We start from the raw sequence: 20,777 nt of genomic DNA, 5'->3' as shown, positions 1-20,777 counted from the left end.
GGGTCAGCCGCTGCTGAGCCGCCGGCAAGTCGCGCCCCTGCAGGCGGCGTACTGCCGGTCGAGCCGGCGCAGCACCTGCAGCAGCCGCTGGATCGCGGGTCGTCGCGAGTGGATCAGGTTGTGCAGCTCGTAGGGGTCGGTGCTGTGGTCGAAGAGGCCCTCGCGGCGGCCGTCGGTGTAGCGGAAGTAGGTCCATCGGGTGCCGTAGCGGAGCCCGGTGTAGAGCTTGGCGTCGCCGTTGCGGACCTTCCATCCCTCCAGCGGCACGACGCGCTGCACCGTCGGCTCCGACAGCAGCGGCAGCACGTTCGAGCCGTCCACGACCCGCCCGGTCGGCGTCGCGCCCGCCACCGCGGCGATGGTCGCCGCGATGTCGGGGTTGGAGACCAGCGTGCTCACGGTGGTGCCCTGCGGGACGCCGGGGCCGTGGATCACTGCGGGGATGTTGGAGATCTCGCGCCAGAACCACAGCTTGCCGACGACGTTGTGCTCACCGACGGCGTACCCGTTGTCGGAGGTGAGGATGACCAGCGTGTTGCGCCACTGGTGCGTCCGCTTCAACTCCGCGACGTGGCTGGCGACCGCGCGATCGACGGCCTGCAGCGCCTCGATCCGCTGGTCGTAGACCTTGCGCAGCCCTCCCCGCTGGAAGGCGTCGTACGGCGACGGCCCGCCGGCCCACCGGTGGAACATGTCCGGCGTGCGGGGGAGCGGCAGCCACGAGAACGAGCCGACGTCCTGCGGGGCGGGGTGGGTGGTCGCGAAGCCGGGCGGGTCGTTCGGCTCGACCGGGTCGCCCCGGTGCGGGGCGACGTAGTTGGCCCAGAGGTACCACGGCCGCGTGGTCCGCGCCGGCTTCGCGAGCAGCCGGTTGATCCGGTCGCGCAGCAGGTAGGTGTTGTAGCGGTGGTAGCGGGTGAGGCGCCCGTTGTCGTTGAGCTCGGGCCGCATGAAGTTGTACGTCGACGGGTCGACCGTCGCGTGCCACTGGTCCCACCCCGGCGGGATGTAGGTAGGGTCGTGCTCGCCGTACCCGTTGAGGTACTTGCCGACGAACAGCGTGGTGTAGCCGGCCTTCTGCAGCCAGACGGGCAGGGTGTTGCGGTCGTCGAAGGACGCGAACCCGCCGTGCGGCCCGGAGATGGTGCGGGCGCCGTGGTTGTGGGCGTACTGCCCGGTGAGCAGCGAGGCGCGGGCCGGGACGCAGATCGGCGAGGGGGCGACCGCGTTGCTCAGCGTGACGCCGCTGTCGGCGAGCAGGTGCTGGACGTGCGGCATGTACCGGAAGTCGCCACCGGAGGCGTCGTCGACGGTGATCATGAAGACGTTGGGTCGACCCGCGCGGCCGGCGGCGTCGGGTGTCGCACGGTGCGCGGTCCGGGAGGCCGCGGCGCTGTGCAGGCTCTGGGTCAGGTACGACTCCGCGCGCACCGGCGACGCGTCCACGGCGTGGAACGCGCACACGCCCAGCACGCTCGCTGTCGCGGCGAGCACGGCTCCGGCGGCGTGGTGGCGCGATCTCACGGCGGGGACCTCCTGGAACGGGACTGCCAGGGTCGCCGGGTTGCCGATGAGACGTCCGTGCCTGGATCGCGGCAAAGGTAGCCACGGTCGCGGCGGCACCGGGAGGCTTCGACCCGGAGTGAGGAATTCGCCGTACCTACGGGGGATTCAGGGACTCAGGCGTCGTTCGCGCAGCGGAAGCCGAGGTTCCCCGCGGTCGAGTCCGGGGCGGCCGAGGACCGGCCGGCGACGCGGTAGCGGTTGCAGTAGGACTCGTGGCACAGGTAGGAGCCGCCGCGCATCACCCGGGTGGCGCCGTGCGGCGGCCCCGCGGGCGCGTCAGTGACGCCGTCGCTCCCCGGGTCGGGGTGCGCCGCGGAGAACCAGTCCGAGCACCACTCCCAGACGTTGCCCGCCATCTGCCACAGACCGTGACCGTTCGGGGCGTAGGACTTGACCGGCGCGGTGGTCAGCCAGCCGCTCTCGCCGCTCGCGCGGTCGGGGAACTCGCCGTCGAAGGTGTTCGCCATCCACCTGCCCCGCGGACGGAAGTCGTCGCCCCACACGTAGCGCCTCCCCACCAGCCCGCCGCGCGCCGCGGCCTCCCACTCGGCCTCGGTGGGCAGCCGCTTGCCCGCCCAGGCGCAGTAGGCGAGCGCGTCCTCGTGGGACACGTGCACCACCGGGTGGTTCTGCCGGTGCGCGACGTCGGAGCCCGGGCCCTCCGGACGCCGCCAGTCGGCGCCGCGGACCAGGAGCCACCACGGCGTCTCGCGCGGCCGGCCGACCACGTAGCCGGCAGGCCCGTCGTACGCGAGGTGGAACACCATCGAGGTGCCCAGCCGCTCGGCCGTCGTCGTCCAGCCGGTCTCCTTCACGAACCGCGCGAAGGCCGCGTTGGTCACGGTCGTCTCGTCCATCCGGTACGCCGGCAGCCGGACCTGGCGGACCGGCCCCTCGCCGTCGTGCGGATACCCCTCGTCGAAGTGGTCGCCCAGGGCGTGCACGCCCGCCGGGATCCGGACCTGACCCCGGTACGACGGCGCCGCCGCCGCGAACGGGTGCGGCTCGCGGGCCGACGGCGTGACCGGCTGCAGGGTCAGCGGCACGTCCTGCGGGTGGCTGCCACCGACGCAGGAGGGGGAGGTCACGGCTGCAGCCTCGCACGGCCGGCCAACCCAGGTCTCGCTACGTCGGGTCGCGGGTTCGTTCCTCACCCGCGCCGCCACTCGACCTCTTCGCGCGACGCGGTCCGCTCGCAAGCTCGCGGACCGCTGCGCTCAGACGTTACGCCGGTACTGACCCCCGACCTCGAAGAAGGCCTCGGTGACCTGGCCGAGCGAGCACACCCGGGCGGCGCCCATGAGGACCGCGAAGACGTTCTCGCCGGTGGTGGCGGCCTCCTTGAGCCGCGCGATGGCGGCGGCGGACTCGCCGGCGTGGCGGGCCTGGAAGTCGCGGACCCGGCGCAGCTGGGACTCCTTCTCGGCCTCGCTCGCGCGCATCAGCTCGACCTCGACCGGCTCCTCGCCGTCGGGGGCGCGGAAGGTGTTGACGCCGATGATCGGCAGTGTGCCGTCGTGCTTGCGGTGCTCGTAGAGCATCGACTCGTCCTGGATCCGGCCGCGTTGGTAGCCGGTCTCCATCGCGCCGAGCACCCCGCCGCGCTCGGAGATCCGGTCGAACTCCTTGAGCACGGCCTCCTCGACCAGGTCGGTGAGCTCGTCGACGATGTAGGAGCCCTGCAGCGGGTTCTCGTTCATCGCCAGGCCCCACTCGCGGTTGATGATCAGCTGGATCGCCAGCGCCCGGCGTACCGACTCCGCGGACGGGGTGGTCACCGCCTCGTCGTAGGCGTTGGTGTGCAGCGAGTTCGCGTTGTCGTACGTCGCGCACAGGGCCTGCAGGGTGGTGCGGATGTCGTTGAAGCTCATCTCCTGCGCGTGCAGGGATCGACCCGACGTCTGCACGTGGTACTTCAGCTTCTGCGAGCGCTCGTTGGCGCCGTACCGCTCCTTCATGGCGACCGCCCAGATCCGCCGGGCGACACGGCCCATGACGGTGTACTCGGCGTCCATGCCGTTGCTGAAGAAGAACGACAGGTTGGGCGCGAAGTCGTCGATGTCCATCCCGCGCGCGAGGTACGACTCCACGTAGGTGAAGCCGTTCGCGAGCGTGAACGCGAGCTGGCTGATGGGGTTCGCCCCGGCCTCGGCGATGTGGTAGCCGGACACCGACACCGAGTAGAAGTTGCGCACCTGGTGGTCGATGAACCACTGCTGCACGTCGGCCATGCAGCGCAGCGAGAACTCGGTGGAGAACAGGCAGGTGTTCTGGCCCTGGTCCTCCTTGAGGATGTCGGCCTGGACCGTGCCGCGCACCGTCCGCAACGCCTCGGCGGGGTCGATCCCTCGCTCCTTGGCCTGGTCCAGCACGGTGTTCAGGAAGAACGCCAGCACCGTGGGGGCGGGGCCGTTGATCGTCATCGAGACCGACGTCGTCGGCGCCAGCAGGTCGATGCCGTCGAAGAGCTCCTTCATGTCGTCGAGCGTCGCCACCGAGACGCCGGAGGTGCCGACCTTCCCGTAGATGTCGGGGCGCTCGTCGGGGTCGCGGCCGTAGAGCGTCACCGAGTCGAACGCGGTCGACAGCCGCGCCGCCGGCTGGCCCTCGATGAGCAGCTTGAATCGCTTGTTGGTGCGACCCGGGTCGCCCTCGCCCGCGAACATCCGGGCCGGGTCCTCGCCCTGGCGCCGGAACGGGAACACCCCGGCGGTGAAGGGGTAGTGGCCCGGCAGGTTCTCCCGCCGCAGGTAGCGGACCAGCTCGCCGTGGTCCTCGTGCCGGGGTACGGCGACCCGGGGGATCCGGTTGCCCGTCAGGGTCTCGCGTCCGTTGGTGGCCGTGTCCTCGTCGTACGACGCGACGGTGGTGGGCCAGGCCTCGAGCTGCTCGGCGACCTCGCGGGGCAGGTCGCGGGCAGCGTCCTCTGCGGCCTCCTCGAGCTCGCCCACCCAGGTCATCTCGCCCGCGACGGTCGCGAACGCCTGGGCCCGCCGGGCCTTGCCGACCAGCTCCAGGGTGGTGGCGTGGTAGCCGCGCACGGTGTCGGCGATCTCGGCCAGGTAGCGGGTGCGGTCGGCCGGCAGCACCTGCTGGATCCGGGTCGAGGCCTTCGTGGTGACCAGCGGCAGCCGCCCCTCGGCGAGGGCCAGCCCGTGGCCGGCCAGCTGGCCGCACAGGAACTGGTAGAGGGCCGTCACGCCGTCGTCGTCGAAGGTGGCGGCGGAGGTGCCGAAGACCGGCATCTCGTCGGGGCCGGCGCCGAACGCCCCGCGGTTGCGGACCAGCTGCCGCCCCACGTCGCGCAGCGCGTCGGCCGCGCCGCGCCGCTCGAACTTGTTGATCGCCACCGCGTCGGCGAAGTCGAGCATGTCGATCTTCTCCAGCTGTGACGCGGCGCCGAACTCGGGCGTCATCACGTAGAGCGAGGTGTCGACGAAGGGCACGATCGCCGCGTCGCCCTGGCCGATGCCGGGCGTCTCGACGACCACGAGGTCGAAGCCCGCCGCCTTCACCAGGTCGATGACGTCGGTGAGGTGCTCGGGCACCTCGTGCGCGCCCCGGGTCGCGAGGCTGCGGAAGTAGACGCGGTCGCGGTCCAGCCCGTGTCCGGAGAGGTCGAGGCTGTTCATCCGGATCCGGTCGCCCAGCAGTGCGCCGCCGCCGCGACGCCGCGTGGGGTCGATGGCGAGCACCGCGACGCGGACCTTGTCCTCCTGGTCGACCCGCAGCCGGCGTACCAGCTCGTCGGTGAGGGAGGACTTGCCGGAGCCACCGGTGCCGGTGATGCCGAGCACGGGCACCTCGCGCCGGGCGGCGGCCGCCCGCACCGTCGTCAGGAAGGCCTCGTCCAGCTGGCCGGTCTCGGCGCCGCTGATCGCCCGCGCCAGCGCCCCGCGCTGCCCCGCGACGACCTGGTCGGCCGTCACCGGGCCGGCCTCCCACGGGTCGAAGTCGCAGTCGGCGACCACGGTGTTGACCATGCCGGGCAGGCCGAGCCGCTGGCCGTCCTCGGGGGAGAAGATCGTGACGCCGGACTCCCGCAGCCGCGCGATCTCCTCGGGCACGATCACGCCACCGCCCCCGCCGACGACCCGGACGTGGTCGGCGCCGCGCTCGCGCAGCATCGCGACCAGGTACTCGAAGTACTCCACGTGCCCGCCCTGGTACGACGACACGGCGATGCCCTGCACGTCCTCCTCGATCGCGGCCTCGACGACCTCGGCCACCGAGCGGTTGTGGCCCAGGTGGATGACCTCGCACCCCTGCGACTGGAAGATCCGTCGCATGATGTTGATCGACGCGTCGTGACCGTCGAACAGGCTCGACGCGGACACCAGGCGGACCGGGTGGGTGGGCTCGTGCAGGCGGTGCTCGGACAACTCGGCTCCCCGAATCAGTAGGACTTCCTACTATTATTACTAGGTCGTCCAAGTAATTTCAACGCGCGCCGTTCGTCGGTAGGCTCCCGCCCATGACCGAGCGGCCACCCCTCCCGTTCGACCCCATCGAGCGCGCGGGCGCCGTGTGGGCCGAGCGCATCGGCGACGCCTCGGGCATGCGCCTGGCCACCTCGATCATGCGCGTCCAGCAGCTGCTCCTCGCCGAGTTCGACCGCGTGCTGCGGCCCTTCGGCATCACCTTCGCGCGGTACGAGGTCCTCGTGCTGCTCTCCTTCAGCCGGACCGGCCGGCTCGCGCTGAGCCGGATCGGCGAGCGGCTGATGGTGCACCCCACGTCCGTCACCAACGCGATCGACCGGCTGGTCGAGCAGGGGCTGGTCCGGCGCGACGTCGACGACACCGACCGGCGCCGCGTCCTCGCCTCGCTCACGCCCGAGGGCAAGCGGGTCCTCAAGCGGTCGACGGCGGCGCTGATGGAGATCGACTTCGGGCTCGGCGCGCTCGGCGAGCCCGAGCGCGAGCAGGCCTACGCGCTGCTCCGCCTGGTGCGGGCCCCCGACTTCGACGCCTGAGCCCCGGGGCCGGTCAGCCCAACGCACCGGTGATGGCGTCGAGCAGCGCGTCCGCGGTCCGCTCGACCATCGTCAGGACGTCGTCGAAGCCGCTCGGCCCGCCGTAGTAGGGGTCGGGCACCTCGGCGCCCGGGTCGACCGGGTCGAAGTCGCGGAACAGCCGGATCCGGTCGGGCTCGGCCGCCGCGCCGGCGAGCGCGCGCAGGTCGGCCAGGTTGCTGCGGTCCATGGCCAGCACCAGGTCGCACTCGGCGAACCAGGTGGTGGCCACCTGCTGGGCCCGGTGCCGGGTCGCGTCGTACCCGGCACCGGTCAGCGTCGCCGCCGACCTGCGATCCATGGGCTCGCCCGCGTGCCAGTCGCCGGTGCCCGCGCTCACCACCTCGACCACCCCAGCCAGGCCGGCCTCGCGGACCCGCGCGGACAGCACGACGTCAGCCACGGGGGAGCGGCAGATGTTGCCGAGGCAGACGAGGGCGATGCGGTAGCGGCCGGGGGTGCGGGGCTGCGGGGCGATCGGCACGGGCAGGAGTCTCCCAGGCGTCTGTCGGGCCGGATCCGCCTGCCCCTCGTGCAATGATGCGGCCTCACGACCGATCGAGGAGGCCTGTGATGTCGGACCCGAACCAGCCCGCGGTGCCCCCGGGGTGGTACCCCGACGGACAGGGCGGCCAGCGGTGGTGGGACGGCACCCGGTGGACCGAGCACACCCAGCCCGCAGCGCCTCAGCAGCAGGCCCCGGCGGCTCCGACGGCTCCCGCGCGGCCTGCGGCGTCCGCGTCTCCCGGAGCCCCCGGCTCGGACCTGCCCACGGTCATCGCCCCTCCGTCCGGCCAGCAGCCCGGCCAGCCCCCGCAGCCGACGTACGGTCAGGCGCCCGGCTACGGCCAGCAGCCCCCGTTCGGTGCACCCCCCGGGCAGCCGCCGTACGGCATCCCCGGTGTGCCGCCGCCCACGAAGAGCCACGACAAGCGGGTGCTGATCATCGTGGGTGCCGTGGTCGGCGTGCTCGTCGTGCTGGGCGCGATCGCCGGCATCCTGATCGCGGTCCTCGGCGGCAACGGTCCCGACGACGTCGCGAAGGACTACGTCAACGCCTACCTGGACGACAACTACACCAAGGCGTGCGAGCTGCAGTCCAAGGCGCACCAGAAGGACTCCCTCGACCAGGCCGGCGTCAGCGACTGCAAGGCCTACGGGAAGAAGGAGGCGGCGGACCTCGCCGGCAACAAGGCGCGCTACCAGTCCGAGTTCGGCGAGTCCTACGACAGCCTGCAGGGCGACATGCACTACTCGGTCAAGCCGACGAGCACCAAGGTCGACGGCACCACCGCGACGGTGAAGCTGGACCTGTCAGAGTCCTACTCCGGCAGCAACCAGAAGTACGTCGACGAGGTCCTCGACGGGCAGAAGTCGAAGACCGAGCACCTGACCGTCACCCTGGTCAAGGAGAAGGGCCACTGGAAGGTCTCCGACGAGTCGTCGGAAGGCTGAGCGGGTCGGTCGATGCGCATCCTCGCGGCCGCACTCGGCCTGCTGCTGGCGACCGTGCTCGCCCCGCTCGTGATCACCGGACGGTGGACGGCGAGCAAGGTCGAGCACACCGATGCGTACGTCGCCACGGTGGCGCCGCTCGCCTCCGACCCGGCGCTGCGCCAGCAGTTCGGGCAGGCGCTCGGCACCGCGGCGGCCGAGCAGCTCGCCCAGCGGCTCCCGGTCGGGGTGCCGTCCTCGGTCGGTGACCTGATCCGCTCCACGGCCGTCGCGGTGGTCAACCAGCCGGGGTTCCCGGCGTACTGGCGCAGCGCGAACCGCCAGGTGCACCGGCAGTTCCTGGCGATCATGGACGGCCACGGCGACCCCTCCGGCTACGTGTACGTCGACGCCACGCCCCTGCTGCACGAGATGTTCGGCAAGCTGCAGGAGCAGGGTCTCCCCGTCCAGACGCTCGTCGACGTCCGGCTGCAGATCCCGGTGGCCAGCGACGCCCGGCTCGCCCAGCAGCGCAGCCGCTACCACCTGGTGACCGGCCTGGCGGCGTACGGGCCCTGGCTGTGGGGGCTCGTCGTGCTCGCGTCCATCGCGATCGCCCCGGGCTGGCGCGGCCGGCTGCGCGCCCTGGCCGGCGCGGCGCTGGCGGTCGCCGTCGGTGCGGTCGTGGTGATGGTGGCCCGCGCGCCCCTGACGTCGTACGCCGCTGACCACGCGGGCGTCGGCGACACCGAGCTGGTGCGGCTGATCCTGCGGGTCGTGCTCGACAGCCTCGGTCCGTACGCTCGCGGCTTCGCCGTCGTGGCGCTGCCCGTCGCGATCGCCGCGCTGCTGATCTCGCTGGTGCCGGCGGGCCGCCGCGACGAGGTGGTCTGACACCGCCGACCCGGCGGACATCGGGGCCGCCCGGGTTGTACGTTTGTCCTACCCCCATGGCGTGCTCCACGTCACACGCACCACCCCCGCGCGCGACCGGTGCACGTCGGTCCAACCGTCGGTGCTGCGGTGACCCCGCTCGCGCCGCAACCGAGGAATGGTGCGCATGCAGGATCACTTCGCCCTCGACCGAGAGATGATCGACGCGGTCTTCGGTCCGCCGGTCGCGAGTGAGCCGGACCAGGGGCTGGTCCAGCTCCTGACGCCGGAGGGGGAGCGCGTCGAGCACCCCGACTTCCACGTCGACTTCGACCCCGACCAGCTGCGCACCTTCTACCGGGACATGTACCTGGTGCGCCGGCTCGACACCGAGGCGACCGCGCTGCAGCGACACGGCGAGCTGGGGCTCTGGGCCCAGCTGCTGGGCCAGGAGGCGGCGCAGGTGGGCGCCGCCCACGCCCTCGCCCCGCAGGACTACGTCTTCCCCACCTACCGCGAGCACGGCGTCGCCTGGGTGCGCGGGATCGACCCGGTCGACCTGCTCGGCCTGTTCCGCGGCGTCGACTACGGAGCCTGGGACCCGCACGAGAAGCGGTTCAGCCTCTACACGATCGTGATCGGGGCGCAGACCCTGCACGCGACCGGCTACGCGATGGGCCTGCAGCGCGACGGTCTGGTCGGCACCGGCGACGACACCCGCGACACCGCGGTGCTCGCGCACTTCGGCGACGGGGCGTCCTCGCAGGGCGACGTCAACGAGGCGTTCGTGTTCTCCGCCTGGGCCAACGCCCCGGTCGTCTTCTTCTGCCAGAACAACCAGTGGGCGATCTCCGAGCCGATCGACAAGGTCTCCCGGATCCCGCTCGCGCGTCGCGCCGACGGATTCGGCTTCCCCGGCATCCGGGTCGACGGCAACGACGTGCTGGCGACGTACGCCGTGACCAAGGCGGCCATGCAGCGGGCGCGCGAGGGGCAGGGGCCGATGCTGATCGAGGCCTACACCTACCGGATGGGCGCGCACACCACCACCGACGACCCGACCCGCTACCGGCTGCTCGACGACGTCGAGCGGTGGAAGCTGAAGGACCCGCTGGCCCGTGTCGAGGCCTACCTGCGGCGCAACGGCGCCGCCGACGACGACTTCTTCGCCGAGCTCGCGGTCGAGGCGGACGCGCTGGGCGACCGGATGCGCCGCGAGTGCAAGGCGCTGCCGGACCCGACGCCCGCCGCGATCTTCGACGGCGTGTACGCCGAGCCCACGGCCGAGCTGCTCGCGCAGCGCGACGAGGTCACGGCGTACCTCGGCTCCTTCACGGACGAGCCCACCGATGAGGAGGCGCGCGCATGACCACCACGACGATGACGCTCGCGAAGGCGCTCAACGCCGGGTTGCGCCGCGCCATGGAGGACGACCCGAAGGTGCTGGTGATGGGGGAGGACGTCGGCCGGCTGGGCGGCGTCTTCCGGGTCACCGACGGGCTGCAGAAGGACTTCGGCGACGACCGGGTCATGGACACCCCGCTCGCGGAGTCGGGCATCCTCGGCACGGCCGTCGGGCTGGCCATGCGCGGCTACCGGCCGGTGGTGGAGATCCAGTTCGACGGGTTCGTGTACCCGGCGTACGACCAGATCGTGTGCCAGGTCGCCAAGCTGCACGGGCGCAGCAAGGGCCGGCTGCCGATGCAGCTGGTCATCCGGATCCCGTTCGGCGGCGGCATCGGCGCGGTCGAGCACCACAGCGAGTCGCCGGAGGCGCAGTTCGCGCACACCCCGGGCCTCAAGGTCGTCGCCTGCTCCAACCCGGTCGACGCCTACTGGATGCTGCAGCAGGCGATCGCCGCCCCCGACCCGGTCGTCTTCCTCGAGCCCAAGCGGCAGTACCACTCGACCAAGGCCGAGGTCGACGACGACATCACCACCGCGGCCCCGCCGCCGCTGTGGACGTCGCGGCTGGTGCGCTCCGGGGACGCTGCCACCCTGATCGGCTACGGCCCCTCGGTCGGCACCTGCCTCGACGCGGCCACGGTCGCCGCGGACGAGGGTCGCTCGCTCGAGGTCATCGACCTGCGCACCCTCTCGCCGTTGGACCTGGGTCCCGTCGTGGAGTCGGTACGACGCACCGGCCGCGCCGTCGTCGTCCACGAGGCGCACACCAACCTCGGGCTTGGCGCCGAGGTCGCCGCCCGGCTGACCGAGGCCTGCTTCCACGACCTCGCGGCCCCGGTGCTGCGGGTGGGCGGCTGGGACACGCCGTACCCGCCGGCCCGGGTCGAGGAGGCGTTCCTGCCCGACCTGGACCGCGTGCTCGACGCCGTCGACCGCTCGCTCGCCTTCTGAATCTCGATACGCGCTCGTTCCTCGCGCTACTCGATCACCGAAAGAGGATTACCGATGCCTGAGTTCAAGCTGCCCGACGTCGGCGAGGGCCTCACCGAGGCCGAGATCGTGACCTGGCGGGTCAAGGTCGGCGACGTCATCGCCGTCAACGACATCGTCGTGGAGATCGAGACCGCCAAGTCGATCGTCGAGCTGCCGTCGCCGTACGCCGGCGAGGTCACCGCCTTGCTCGTCGAGGAGGGCGAGGAGGTCACCGTCGGCACCCCGATCATCGCGATCGGTGAGCCCGGTGCCGCCGCGGCCGCCGCCGCTGCCGCGCCGCCCGCGCCGGTGGAGACCCCCGAGCCCGCCGACGAGGAGCTCGCGACCCGGCGCGCGATGCCCGGCGAGGTGCGCGACCCGATCGACACCAACGTGCCGCCGGTGGGGCAGGCCACCCTCGTGGGCTACGGGCCGCGGCAGCGAGAGCTGAAGCGGCGCCCGCGGGTGCGCACGACCACCGACCATCCCGATCAGGGCCGGGGCCGGCGGCGTACCTCCGGACCGGCGGAGACGCGGGAGCCGGTCAAGGGCGTGCGCAAGCAGATGGCGGCCGCGATGACCACGTCGGCGTTCTCCGCGCCGCACGCGGGTGAGTGGATCACCATCGACGTCACCCGGACGGTCGAGGTCGTCGAGCGGCTGCGGGCGCGGCCGGAGTTCGCGGAGGTGAAGGTCTCGCCCCTCCTGGTGGCGGCGAAGGCCGTGCTGCTGGCGATGCCGCGGCACCCGCTGCTCAACTCGTGGTTCGACGACGCGGCCCAGGAGGTCGTCGTCAAGCGCCGGGTCAACCTCGGCATCGCCGCGGCCACGCCACGCGGCCTGATCGTGCCGAACATCAAGGACGCCCAGGACCTGTCACTGGTCGAGCTCGCGGGTGCTCTGAACGAGCTGACGGCCGTCGCGCGGGACGGGAAGACGCCGCCGGCCGACCAGGCGGGCGGCACCTTCACCATCACCAACGTGGGCGTCTTCGGCGTCGACGGCGGTACGCCGATCATCAACCCCGGCGAGTCCGCGATCCTGTGCCTCGGCGCGATCAAGCGGCAGCCGTGGGTCGTGGACGAGCAGGTGGTCCCGCGCGACGTGATGACGCTGGCCCTCTCCTTCGACCACCGCCACATCGACGGTGCGACGGGGTCGCGCTTCCTCGCCGAGGTGGCCGGGCTCCTGCACGACCCGTCTCTGGCGCTCCTGTTCTGACGCGGTCGCTGGTTTCGATACGGCCTCGTTCGTTCCTCGCTCGACCTACTCAACCAACGACGTGTCGTTGGTTGAGTAGCCGCGAGCGCCAGCGAGCGGCGTATCGAAACCAACCCCTGTGGAGGAGTGGCCGCATCCGGCTCCGCACGCGGTTAGGTTCGAGCGGTGCCTCCTCCGCTCGGCCCGGGTGACCGGCTCGGCCCGTACCGGGTCGTGCGCCGGCTGGGCGCCGGTGGGATGGGGACGGTGCACGAGGCCGTCGAGGAGGTCCTGGGCCGCTCGGTCGCGGTGAAGGTGATCGCGCCGGCGCTGGCGGGCGACCCTGCCTTCCGCGCGCGGTTCACCGCCGAGGCCCGGGCCATGGCGGCGCTCGACTCGCCGCACGTCGTCCAGGTGCACGCGTACGGCGAGATCGACGGCGTCCTCTACCTCGCGACCCAGCTGGTGCCCGACGGGGACCTGGCGGGGCTGGTCCGCGACCACGGCCCGTTGCCCCGCCGCGTCGCGCTCGACGTGGTCGCCCAGGTCGCCGAGGGCCTCGCGGAGGCCCACCGGGTCGGGCTGCTGCACCGCGACATCAAGGCCGCGAACGTGCTGCTGCGCGACCGCGGTGAGGGCTGGACGGCGTACCTGGCGGACTTCGGGCTCGCCCGTCCGGCGGGCGGGCCGGGCGACGGGGCCGGCACGCCGGCGTACCTCGCGCCGGAGGTGGCCGAGGGCGGCCCGAGCACCGTGGCCTCCGACGTCTACGCGATGGGCTGCCTGCTGCGCCTCGCCCTCACCGGCCGGCCGGACGGCACACCGCGGGCCGGGCGCGGTGTCGATTCCATCCTCGAACGTGCGCTCGCCGTCGACCCCGCGGCGCGGTACGCCGACGTGCTGGCACTGCGCGACGACCTCCGCGCGGCTGCGATCCGGCGGCCGCGGCGGTGGCCCGCCGCCGTCGCGGCGCTCGGCCTCGTCGCGGGCGGCGGGTCAGTGCTGGCTCGCTCCGCCGAGCCCGCCGCCGCGCCGCGGGTCGGGCAGCTGGCCGGCCAGCTGCAGCGACGTACCCACCTGGACGCGTCCACGGCACGCTGCGTGGCGGCTCGGCTGATCGCGACCCGCCGCGATCCGGACTCCACGGCGGACGTGTTCGCCGCCACCGCCGGATGCCTGTGGCCGGCTGCGCGCCAAGTTACCGACCGGTAGTATCTGTCCGGTAAGGCAAGCCTTGGCAGTGCGCACCCGTGCAGTGGCCCTAGGCTCGCCGATGCGCGTGCTGTGCCACGCGCGATCCCCGGATGACGAGGAGCCGCTCAAATGCAGACCGTTGCGATCGTGGTGTCACTGGCCTTCACGGTGGTGGCCATCGCGCTGATTGCCCGCGCCGTGAGCGCGATGCTCGGCGTGATCAGGCGCGGACAGCCCGCGCCCGGCCGGAGCGGGAACCCCGCCGGCCGCACGCTGACCATGCTCAAGGAGACCTTCCTCCACACGCGCATGCTGCAGTGGACGTGGGTCGGCATCCTGCACTGGTTCGCCTTCGCCGCGTTCCTCTTCCTGTCGACCGCGGTGGGCTCGGCCTTCTTCCAGCTCTTCTCGCCGACCTGGACGATCCCGCTGATCGGCAAGTGGTACCTCTACGAGTACCTCGCCGAGTTCCTCGGCCTGCTGGGCACCATCGGGATCATCCCGCTGATCATCTACCGGCTCACCCACCTGCCCGAGCGGCTCGGTCGGCAGAGCCGCTTCTTCGGCTCGACGATGTGGCAGGCGTACTTCGTCGAGGCGATGGTGCTCCTGGAGAGTGTCGCGATCCTGTTCATCCGCGGTGCGGAGTACAACCTCGGCCAGGCGTTGGGCGGCGAGCACGCCGACCACGCCATCGCCGCGCACTTCCCGATCGCGCACCTCTTCGGCCACCTCTACCCGACCGGTCCGGATGCGATCGGCACGCTGAAGAACATCATCTACGTCATCGCGACGATCAAGATCGTCTCCGCGATGGTCTGGCTGATCGTGATCGCCACCAACCTGACGATGGGGGTGGCCTGGCACCGGTTCCTCGCCTGGTTCAACATCTGGTTCAAGCGCGACGCCTCGGGCGGTACGGCGCTGGGTGCGGTCAAGCCGCTCACCTCGGGTGGCAAGCCGATCACCCTCGACGACGTCGACGACCTCGACGAGGACTCGGTCCTCGGTGTGGGCTCGATCTGGGACTTCTCGTGGAAGGACATCCTCGACTTCACGACCTGCACCGAGTGCGGTCGCTGCCAGTCGCAGTGTCCCGCCTGGAACACCGAGAAGCCGCTCTCGCCGAAGCTGATGATGATGGGCCTGCGCGAGCACGCGTACGCCGTCGCGGGTGGCGTCGAGGGCGCTGCGGAGAAGTCCCTGGTCGGCAAGGCCGACGAGGGCGAGTGGTTCTACAACCCCGAGGGCGGCGACTTCGTCATCGACGAGGACGCGCTCTGGTCGTGCACCAACTGCGGTGCGTGCGTGCAGCAGTGCCCTGTCGACATCGAGCACGTCGACCACTTCGTCGACATGCGGCGCTACCAGGTGCTCGTCGAGTCGAACTTCCCCTCCGAGCTCAACGGCCTGTTCAAGGGTCTGGAGAACAAGGGCAACCCGTGGAACATGTCGCCGAACGCGCGGCTGGACTGGGCCAAGGACCTGCCCTTCGAGGTCAAGGTCGTCGGCGAGGACCTCGAGTCGCTCGAGTCCGTCGACTGGCTGTTCTGGGTCGGCTGTGCCGGTGCCTACGAGGACCGGGCGAAGAAGACGACCCGCGCCGTGGCCGAGCTGCTCGACATCGCGGGTGTGTCCTTCGGCGTACTCGGCAACGGGGAGACGTGCACCGGTGACTCCGCCCGTCGTGCGGGCAACGAGTTCGTGTTCCAGGGCCTGGCCCAGCAGAACATCGAGACGTTCAAGGAGTTCAAGGTCAAGAAGGTCGTCTCGACCTGTGCGCACTGCTTCAACACGCTGAAGAACGAGTACAAGGACTTCGGCATCGAGCTCGAGGTCGTGCACCACACCCAGCTGCTCAACCGCCTGGTGCGCGAGGGCAAGCTGACCCCGGTCACCTCCGGTGCTGGCGCTCACCAGCGCTCGATCACCTACCACGACCCGTGCTTCCTGGGTCGGCACAACCAGGTCTACAGCCCGCCGCGCGACCTGCTGCAGATCCTGCCGGGCGCGGAGTTCAAGGAGATGGAGCGCTCGGGCGAGCGGTCCTTCTGCTGCGGCGCGGGCGGTGCGCGGATGTGGATGGAGGAGAAGCTCGGCGAGCGGATCAACCTCAACCGCACGGCCGAGGCCGTGGGCACCGGCGCCGACCAGATCGCCGTGGGTTGCCCGTTCTGCCGCGTGATGCTGGCTGACGGCCTCACCAAGATGCAGGCCGACGGCGAGGCGCGCGAGGAGGTCGAGGTCCTCGACGTCGCGCAGATGCTGCTCGCGTCGGTCAAGGGCGAGCAGGCGACCAAGCTCAAGCCGGGCGAGGGTACGCCGGCGGGTGCGGTCGCCAAGCAGGCTGAACCGGTCGCCGAACCGGTGGCCTCGGGGACGGCCGTGGACGAGCCGGCGAAGGCTCCGGAGTCGGGGTCGTCGCTGTTCGGGGAGGCGCCGGCGGCGGAGACGGCTCCGGCCGCGCCTGCTGCGCCTGCTGCTCCGGCGTCGGGTGGGTCGCTCTTCGACGACGCTCCTGCGTCCGGTGGGTCGCTCTTCGACGAGGCGCCGGCCGCTCCTGCGGCTCCTGCGGCTCCTGCCGAGTCGAAGCCGGCTCCGGCCGCGGAGACCAAGCCCGCCGAGGGCGGTTCGCTCTTCGACGTGGGGTCGGGCGGGTCGCTGTTCGACACCCCGGCGCCCGAGGCTGCGCCTGCTGCCGCGGAGGCTCCGGCTGCTCCGGCGGCCGAGGAGAAGCCTGCCGCCGCTCCGGCGGCGGGCCTGTCGGGTGGTGGGTCACTCTTCGACATCGCTCCGACCGAGGCTCCGGCGCCCGCGCCGACCGAGCCTGCTGCGGAGAAGCCGGCCGAGCCTGCTGCCGAGAAGCCGGCCGAGCCTGCTGCCGAGAAGCCGGCCGAGCCTGCTGCCGAGAAGCCGGCCGAGCAGGCCGCCCCGGCGGCGCCCGTCGCGGACCTGTCGTCGGGCTCGCTGTTCGACATCCCCGCCCCCGAGGCGGCCCCGGCCGCTCCGGCCGCAGCGGCGCCTGCCGAGCCGGCGCCGAAGCCGGTCGAGGAGCAGGTCGTCGAGGCCGAGACCGACGGTGGCGTAGCCGCCGCGGCCCCGGCCGAGGCAGCGGCGGAGCCCGCTCCGGCGGCTCCCGCCCCGGCCGCCTCGCCTGCTCCCGCCGCTCCGGCGGCGAGCAGCGGCGCCGCCAGCGCGCCGCGCACCGACGTCGACATCCACAGCGCCGGTTCGCTCTTCGACATCGACGCCCCCGAGGGTTCGGTTGCGGCGGCCTCCGCCCCGGCTCCGACCCCGGCAGCGCCGGCTGCCGAGTCGGCGCCCGCCCCGGCCCCGGTCGAGGAGACCGAGCCGGTCGAGGCTGAGGCCCGTGCCGAGGAGGCCGCGGTCGTCGAGGAGGCGCCCGCCGCCGAGCCGGCCACGGAGGAGCCCGAGGCGTCCGCCGCCGAGGAGACTGCCGCCGAGGCGCCCGCCGCCGAGGAGCCTGCTGCCGCCGCGCCCGAGGAGAAGCCGGCGCCCGCTGCCCCGGCGCCCGCCGCGTTGTCCGGCGAGGCCCACCAGCCCCGCACCGACGCCGACATCCACAACGCCGGGTCGCTGTTCGACCTCTGATCCACCGCTTGCTTGCCGGCAGGTAAGTACTTACCTGCCGGCAAGCAAGCGGTCAGTTGCGTGCCCACAAGCTGCGCGCCGTCGTGGCCGCGAGCGAGCCCGCGTTGCACGTGCGCCCTCGGCAGGCGACACGCAGGCAGGCGACACGCAACCACTACCCCGCAACGGGCAGATGACGAGCCCATCCCGCCCCCAACCCCGCCGGATATCCTCACGGGATGCAGACCGGTGAGGCCGAGGAGCGCGCGTGGGCGGTCGCCCTCGGGCGGCTGCGGGGCCTGTCCGGCGCCGGCATCGGCTTCGGCGGGGCCGTGGACGGCCATGCCCTGCGGCTGCGCCACTTCGACGGCGCCCGCACCGGCGCACTCGCCGGCCTCGAGGTCGTGCGCGGCCTGGGCCTCGGTGGGCGGGCCTGGCGTGAGCGGAGCACCGTGGGCGTCGCCGACTACGGCCGCTCCGCCGACATCTCGCACGACTACGACGGCCCGGTCCTCGCCGAGGGCCTGCGCGCGGTCGTCGCCACACCGGTGGTCGTCGGCTCCAGCATCCGGGGCGTGATCTACGCGGGCACCCGCGAGGCCGCGGGCTACGGCGACCGGCTGCTCGACGCCGTCTCCCGCACCGGGGACTGGCTCGCCCGCGAGCTGGCGCTGGAGGACGAGGTCAACCGCCGCCTGCGCGAGCGCACCGCCCAGCTCCGCAGGCTGGAGGCGACCGCCAGCGAGCGGCTCCGCCGCGCCCACGCCGGCCTCCGCCAGCTCCGGGCCTCCGCCACGGACCCCGCCACCCGCACCGAGGTCACCCGCCTGCTCGCCGAGCTCACCCCGGACGCGCCGCCGACCGTCGAGCTCACCCACCGCGAGCTCGACGTCCTCGCCCAGGTCGCCACCGGGGCGTCGTACGCCGAGACCGCCGCCCGCCTCGGCCTCGCTCCGCAGACCGTGAAGTCCTACATGCGCGACCTGCTCACCCGGCTCGGCGCGCACTCCCGCCACGAGGCCGTGGTCGTCGCCCGCCGCCAGGGCCTCATCCCCTAGACACCGGGCCCCCATCAGGGGGTGTGACCCGCGTCACCCGGGGGCGACAATGGCCGCATGACCGCGTCGTACGCCGCCGGCGAGACCACCACGCCCCTGCTCGACGCGACCATCGGCGCCAGCCTCGAGCGCACCGTCGCCGCCCACCCGGATCGCGAGGCCCTGGTCGAGGTGCAGACCGGCCGCCGGTGGACCTGGCGCGAGCTCGACGACGCCGTGAACCAGGTCGCCCGCGGCCTGATCGTCCTCGGCATCGCGAAGGGCGACCGGGTCGGCATGTGGGCGCCGAACCGCGCCGAGTGGACCATCGTCCAGCTCGCCAGCGCGAAGGTCGGCGCGATCCTGGTCAACGTCAACCCGAGCTACCGCACCCACGAGTTCACCTACGCGGTCAACCAGTCGGGCTTGCGGCTGCTCCTCACCCAGACCGAGTTCAAGACCAGCGCCTACCGCGAGATGGTCGAGGCCACCACGAGCGAGACCCCCGACCTCGAGCGCGTCCTGTACGTCGACACCGACGACTGGGCCGCCCTCACGACCGCCGGCACGGACCTGCCCGCCGACGCCGTCGCGCAGCGCATGGCCACGCTCGCACCGGACGACCCGATCAACATCCAGTACACCTCCGGCACCACCGGCTTCCCCAAGGGCGCCACGCTCAGCCACCGCAACATCCTCAACAACGGCTACTTCACCACCGAGCTGATCGGCTTCACCGAGCACGACCGGCTGGCGATCCCGGTGCCCTTCTACCACTGCTTCGGGATGGTCATGGCCAACCTCGGCTGCGTCACCCACGGCTCCACGATGGTCATCCCCGCCCCCGGCTTCGACCCCGAGGTCACCTTGCAGGCCATCGAGGACGAGCGCTGCACCGCGGTGTACGGCGTCCCGACCATGTTCATCGCCATGCAGAACGCGCCCCGCTTCGCCGACCACGACCTGTCCAGCCTGCGCACCGGGATCATGGCCGGCTCGATCTGCCCGGTCGAGGTGATGAAGCGCTGCGTGAACGACATGCACATGGCCGAGGTGTCCATCGCCTACGGCATGACCGAGACCAGCCCCGTGTCCTGCCAGACCCGTGCCGACGACGACCTCGACCGGCGTACCAGCACCATCGGGCGTGCAGCGCCCCACGTCGAGATCAAGATCGTCGACCCGGTCACCGGCGAGACCGTCGAGCGCGGTGAGACCGGGGAGTTCTGCACCCGTGGCTACTCGGTGATGCTCGGCTACTGGAACGACGACGCGAAGACGCACGAGGCGATCGACGACGACGGCTGGATGCACACCGGCGACCTCGCCGTGATGCGCGAGGACGGCTACTGCAACATCGTCGGCCGGATCAAGGACATGGTGATCCGCGGCGGGGAGAACATCTACCCCCGCGAGATCGAGGAGTTCCTCTACGCCCACCCCGACGTCGAGGACGTCCAGGTCATCGGCGTGCCGGACGCGAAGTACGGCGAGGAGCTGTGCGCCTGGATCCGGATGCGGGCCGGCGCGACGCCGCTGGACGCCGACGCGGTCCGCGCCTACGCCACGGGCAAGCTGGCGCACTACAAGATCCCGCGCTACGTGATGGTCGTCGAGGAGTTCCCGATGACGGTCACCGGCAAGGTGCGCAAGGTGCAGATGCGCGAGGAGTCCGCGAAGGCCCTCGGCCTCGACTGATTCAGCGCAGGTCGGCGGACAGCGCGCGACCGGCCTCGACCAGCAGCGGCACCGCGCGCTGCACGAGCTCCTCGGTCATCCGGCCGGTCGGGCCGGAGACGGAGAGCGCCAGCCGGCTCGGTACGTCGGGCACGGCGACCGCCACGCAGCGCACGCCGGCCTCCTGCTCGCCCTCGTCCATCGCGTAGCCGCGCGCGGCGGCCGTGGCGAGCTGGGCCGCGAAGGTGTCGGGGTCGGTGAGGGTCGTGTCGGTGTGCCGCGGCATGCCGGTGCGCTGCAGGATCTCGCGCACCTCCTCGGGGCGCATGTCGGCCATGATCGCCTTGCCGACGGCGGTGCAGTGCGGGAGGACCCGCCGGCCGACCTCGGTGAACATCCGCATCGACTGGCGGGACTGGGCCTGGGCGACGTAGACGATCTCGTCTCCGTCGAGCATCGCCAGGTTCGCGGACTCACCGAGGTCGTCGGCCAGCCGGCTCAGGTAGGGGCGGGCCCACACGCTGAGCATGTGCGAGGACGCCTCGCCGAGCCGGATCAGCCGCGGACCGAGGACGTACTGCCGCGAGGTCTCCTGCCGCAGGTAGCCGAGGTCGACGAGGGTGCGCAGCAACCGGTGGATCGTCGGCAGCGGCAGCCCGGAGGCCTGGGCGAGCTGAGACAGCCCCAGCGCGCCGCCGGCATCGGCGAGGGTCTCGAGCAGGCCGAACGCGCGCTCGATCGACTGCACGCCCCCGCCGCTGCGCGCGCGGGTGGGCGCCGTGGTCTCGGCCGTCTCGGTCATGGCGTCTCCT

At 72.3% G+C, this 20,777-nt stretch carries 15 protein-coding genes; 10 read left to right on the top strand and 5 right to left on the bottom strand.

Going from position 1 to position 20,777, the window contains the following annotated elements; genetic code table 11:
• Nucleotides 1-3: 3 nt before the first annotated feature.
• The 3 genes from ACYVAQ_RS07550 to icmF form a co-directional block, all read right to left on the bottom strand.
• Nucleotides 4-1,524 (bottom strand): sulfatase-like hydrolase/transferase, encoded by a 1,521-nt coding sequence (locus ACYVAQ_RS07550; RefSeq protein ID WP_460787900.1) that lies wholly within the window; start codon nucleotides 1,522-1,524, stop codon nucleotides 4-6.
• A 155-nt stretch (nucleotides 1,525-1,679) separates the two neighbouring features.
• Complete coding sequence (locus ACYVAQ_RS07545) at nucleotides 1,680-2,654, bottom strand: formylglycine-generating enzyme family protein (protein ID WP_460787899.1); 975 nt, start codon at nucleotides 2,652-2,654, stop codon at nucleotides 1,680-1,682.
• Between the two features lie 129 nt (nucleotides 2,655-2,783).
• Complete coding sequence (gene icmF / locus ACYVAQ_RS07540) at nucleotides 2,784-5,948, bottom strand: fused isobutyryl-CoA mutase/GTPase IcmF (protein ID WP_460787898.1); 3,165 nt, start codon at nucleotides 5,946-5,948, stop codon at nucleotides 2,784-2,786.
• A 92-nt stretch (nucleotides 5,949-6,040) separates the two neighbouring features.
• On the opposite strand from icmF, the gene ACYVAQ_RS07535 reads away from it, so the two are divergent.
• A complete protein-coding gene (locus ACYVAQ_RS07535) occupies nucleotides 6,041-6,541 on the top strand; it encodes a MarR family winged helix-turn-helix transcriptional regulator (protein WP_460787897.1) in 501 nt (166 codons plus the stop codon).
• A gap of 13 nt (nucleotides 6,542-6,554) precedes the next feature.
• On the opposite strand, the gene ACYVAQ_RS07530 is transcribed toward ACYVAQ_RS07535, so the two are convergent.
• Nucleotides 6,555-7,064 carry a low molecular weight protein-tyrosine-phosphatase gene (locus ACYVAQ_RS07530; RefSeq protein WP_460787896.1) on the bottom strand — a complete coding sequence of 170 codons (510 nt, stop codon included), beginning with the start codon at nucleotides 7,062-7,064 and terminating at the stop codon, nucleotides 6,555-6,557.
• Between the two features lie 89 nt (nucleotides 7,065-7,153).
• Here ACYVAQ_RS07530 and ACYVAQ_RS07525 point away from each other — a divergent pair, with 89 nt between their 5' ends.
• From ACYVAQ_RS07525 to ACYVAQ_RS07485, 9 genes are all read left to right on the top strand, one after another.
• Nucleotides 7,154-8,035, top strand: coding sequence for a DUF2510 domain-containing protein (locus ACYVAQ_RS07525; protein WP_460787895.1), 882 nt, complete (start codon nucleotides 7,154-7,156; stop codon nucleotides 8,033-8,035).
• Nucleotides 8,036-8,047: 12 nt separating this feature from the next.
• Nucleotides 8,048-8,908, top strand: a complete 861-nt coding sequence (locus ACYVAQ_RS07520; RefSeq protein ID WP_460787894.1) for a hypothetical protein — start codon at nucleotides 8,048-8,050, stop codon at nucleotides 8,906-8,908.
• A gap of 166 nt (nucleotides 8,909-9,074) precedes the next feature.
• Complete coding sequence (gene pdhA / locus ACYVAQ_RS07515) at nucleotides 9,075-10,256, top strand: pyruvate dehydrogenase (acetyl-transferring) E1 component subunit alpha (RefSeq protein WP_460787893.1); 1,182 nt, start codon at nucleotides 9,075-9,077, stop codon at nucleotides 10,254-10,256.
• Nucleotides 10,253-11,245 carry an alpha-ketoacid dehydrogenase subunit beta gene (locus tag ACYVAQ_RS07510; RefSeq protein ID WP_460787892.1) on the top strand — a complete coding sequence of 331 codons (993 nt, stop codon included), beginning with the start codon at nucleotides 10,253-10,255 and terminating at the stop codon, nucleotides 11,243-11,245. The genes pdhA and ACYVAQ_RS07510 overlap by 4 nt, the downstream gene beginning before the upstream one ends.
• 54 nt (nucleotides 11,246-11,299) lie before the next feature.
• Entirely contained in the window at nucleotides 11,300-12,487 is a 1,188-nt protein-coding gene (locus ACYVAQ_RS07505) for a dihydrolipoamide acetyltransferase family protein (protein WP_460787891.1), read from the top strand.
• Between the two features lie 165 nt (nucleotides 12,488-12,652).
• On the top strand, nucleotides 12,653-13,678 hold the full coding sequence (locus ACYVAQ_RS07500) for a serine/threonine-protein kinase (protein ID WP_460787890.1): 1,026 nt from the start codon (nucleotides 12,653-12,655) through the stop codon (nucleotides 13,676-13,678).
• Between the two features lie 111 nt (nucleotides 13,679-13,789).
• Nucleotides 13,790-17,272 (top strand): (Fe-S)-binding protein, encoded by a 3,483-nt coding sequence (locus ACYVAQ_RS07495; RefSeq protein ID WP_460787889.1) that lies wholly within the window; start codon nucleotides 13,790-13,792, stop codon nucleotides 17,270-17,272.
• A 218-nt stretch (nucleotides 17,273-17,490) separates the two neighbouring features.
• Nucleotides 17,491-18,309 carry a helix-turn-helix transcriptional regulator gene (locus ACYVAQ_RS07490; RefSeq protein ID WP_460787888.1) on the top strand — a complete coding sequence of 273 codons (819 nt, stop codon included), beginning with the start codon at nucleotides 17,491-17,493 and terminating at the stop codon, nucleotides 18,307-18,309.
• Between the two features lie 57 nt (nucleotides 18,310-18,366).
• Entirely contained in the window at nucleotides 18,367-19,986 is a 1,620-nt protein-coding gene (locus ACYVAQ_RS07485; protein WP_460787887.1) for an AMP-binding protein, read from the top strand.
• Nucleotide 19,987: 1 nt separating this feature from the next.
• On the opposite strand, the gene ACYVAQ_RS07480 is transcribed toward ACYVAQ_RS07485, so the two are convergent.
• A complete protein-coding gene (locus ACYVAQ_RS07480) occupies nucleotides 19,988-20,767 on the bottom strand; it encodes an IclR family transcriptional regulator (RefSeq protein ID WP_460787886.1) in 780 nt (259 codons plus the stop codon).
• Nucleotides 20,768-20,777 lie beyond the last annotated feature (10 nt).

The sequence above is a fragment of the Nocardioides maradonensis genome (genome assembly GCF_054777115.1).
This window is presented reverse-complemented; position numbering and strand designations above follow the sequence as displayed.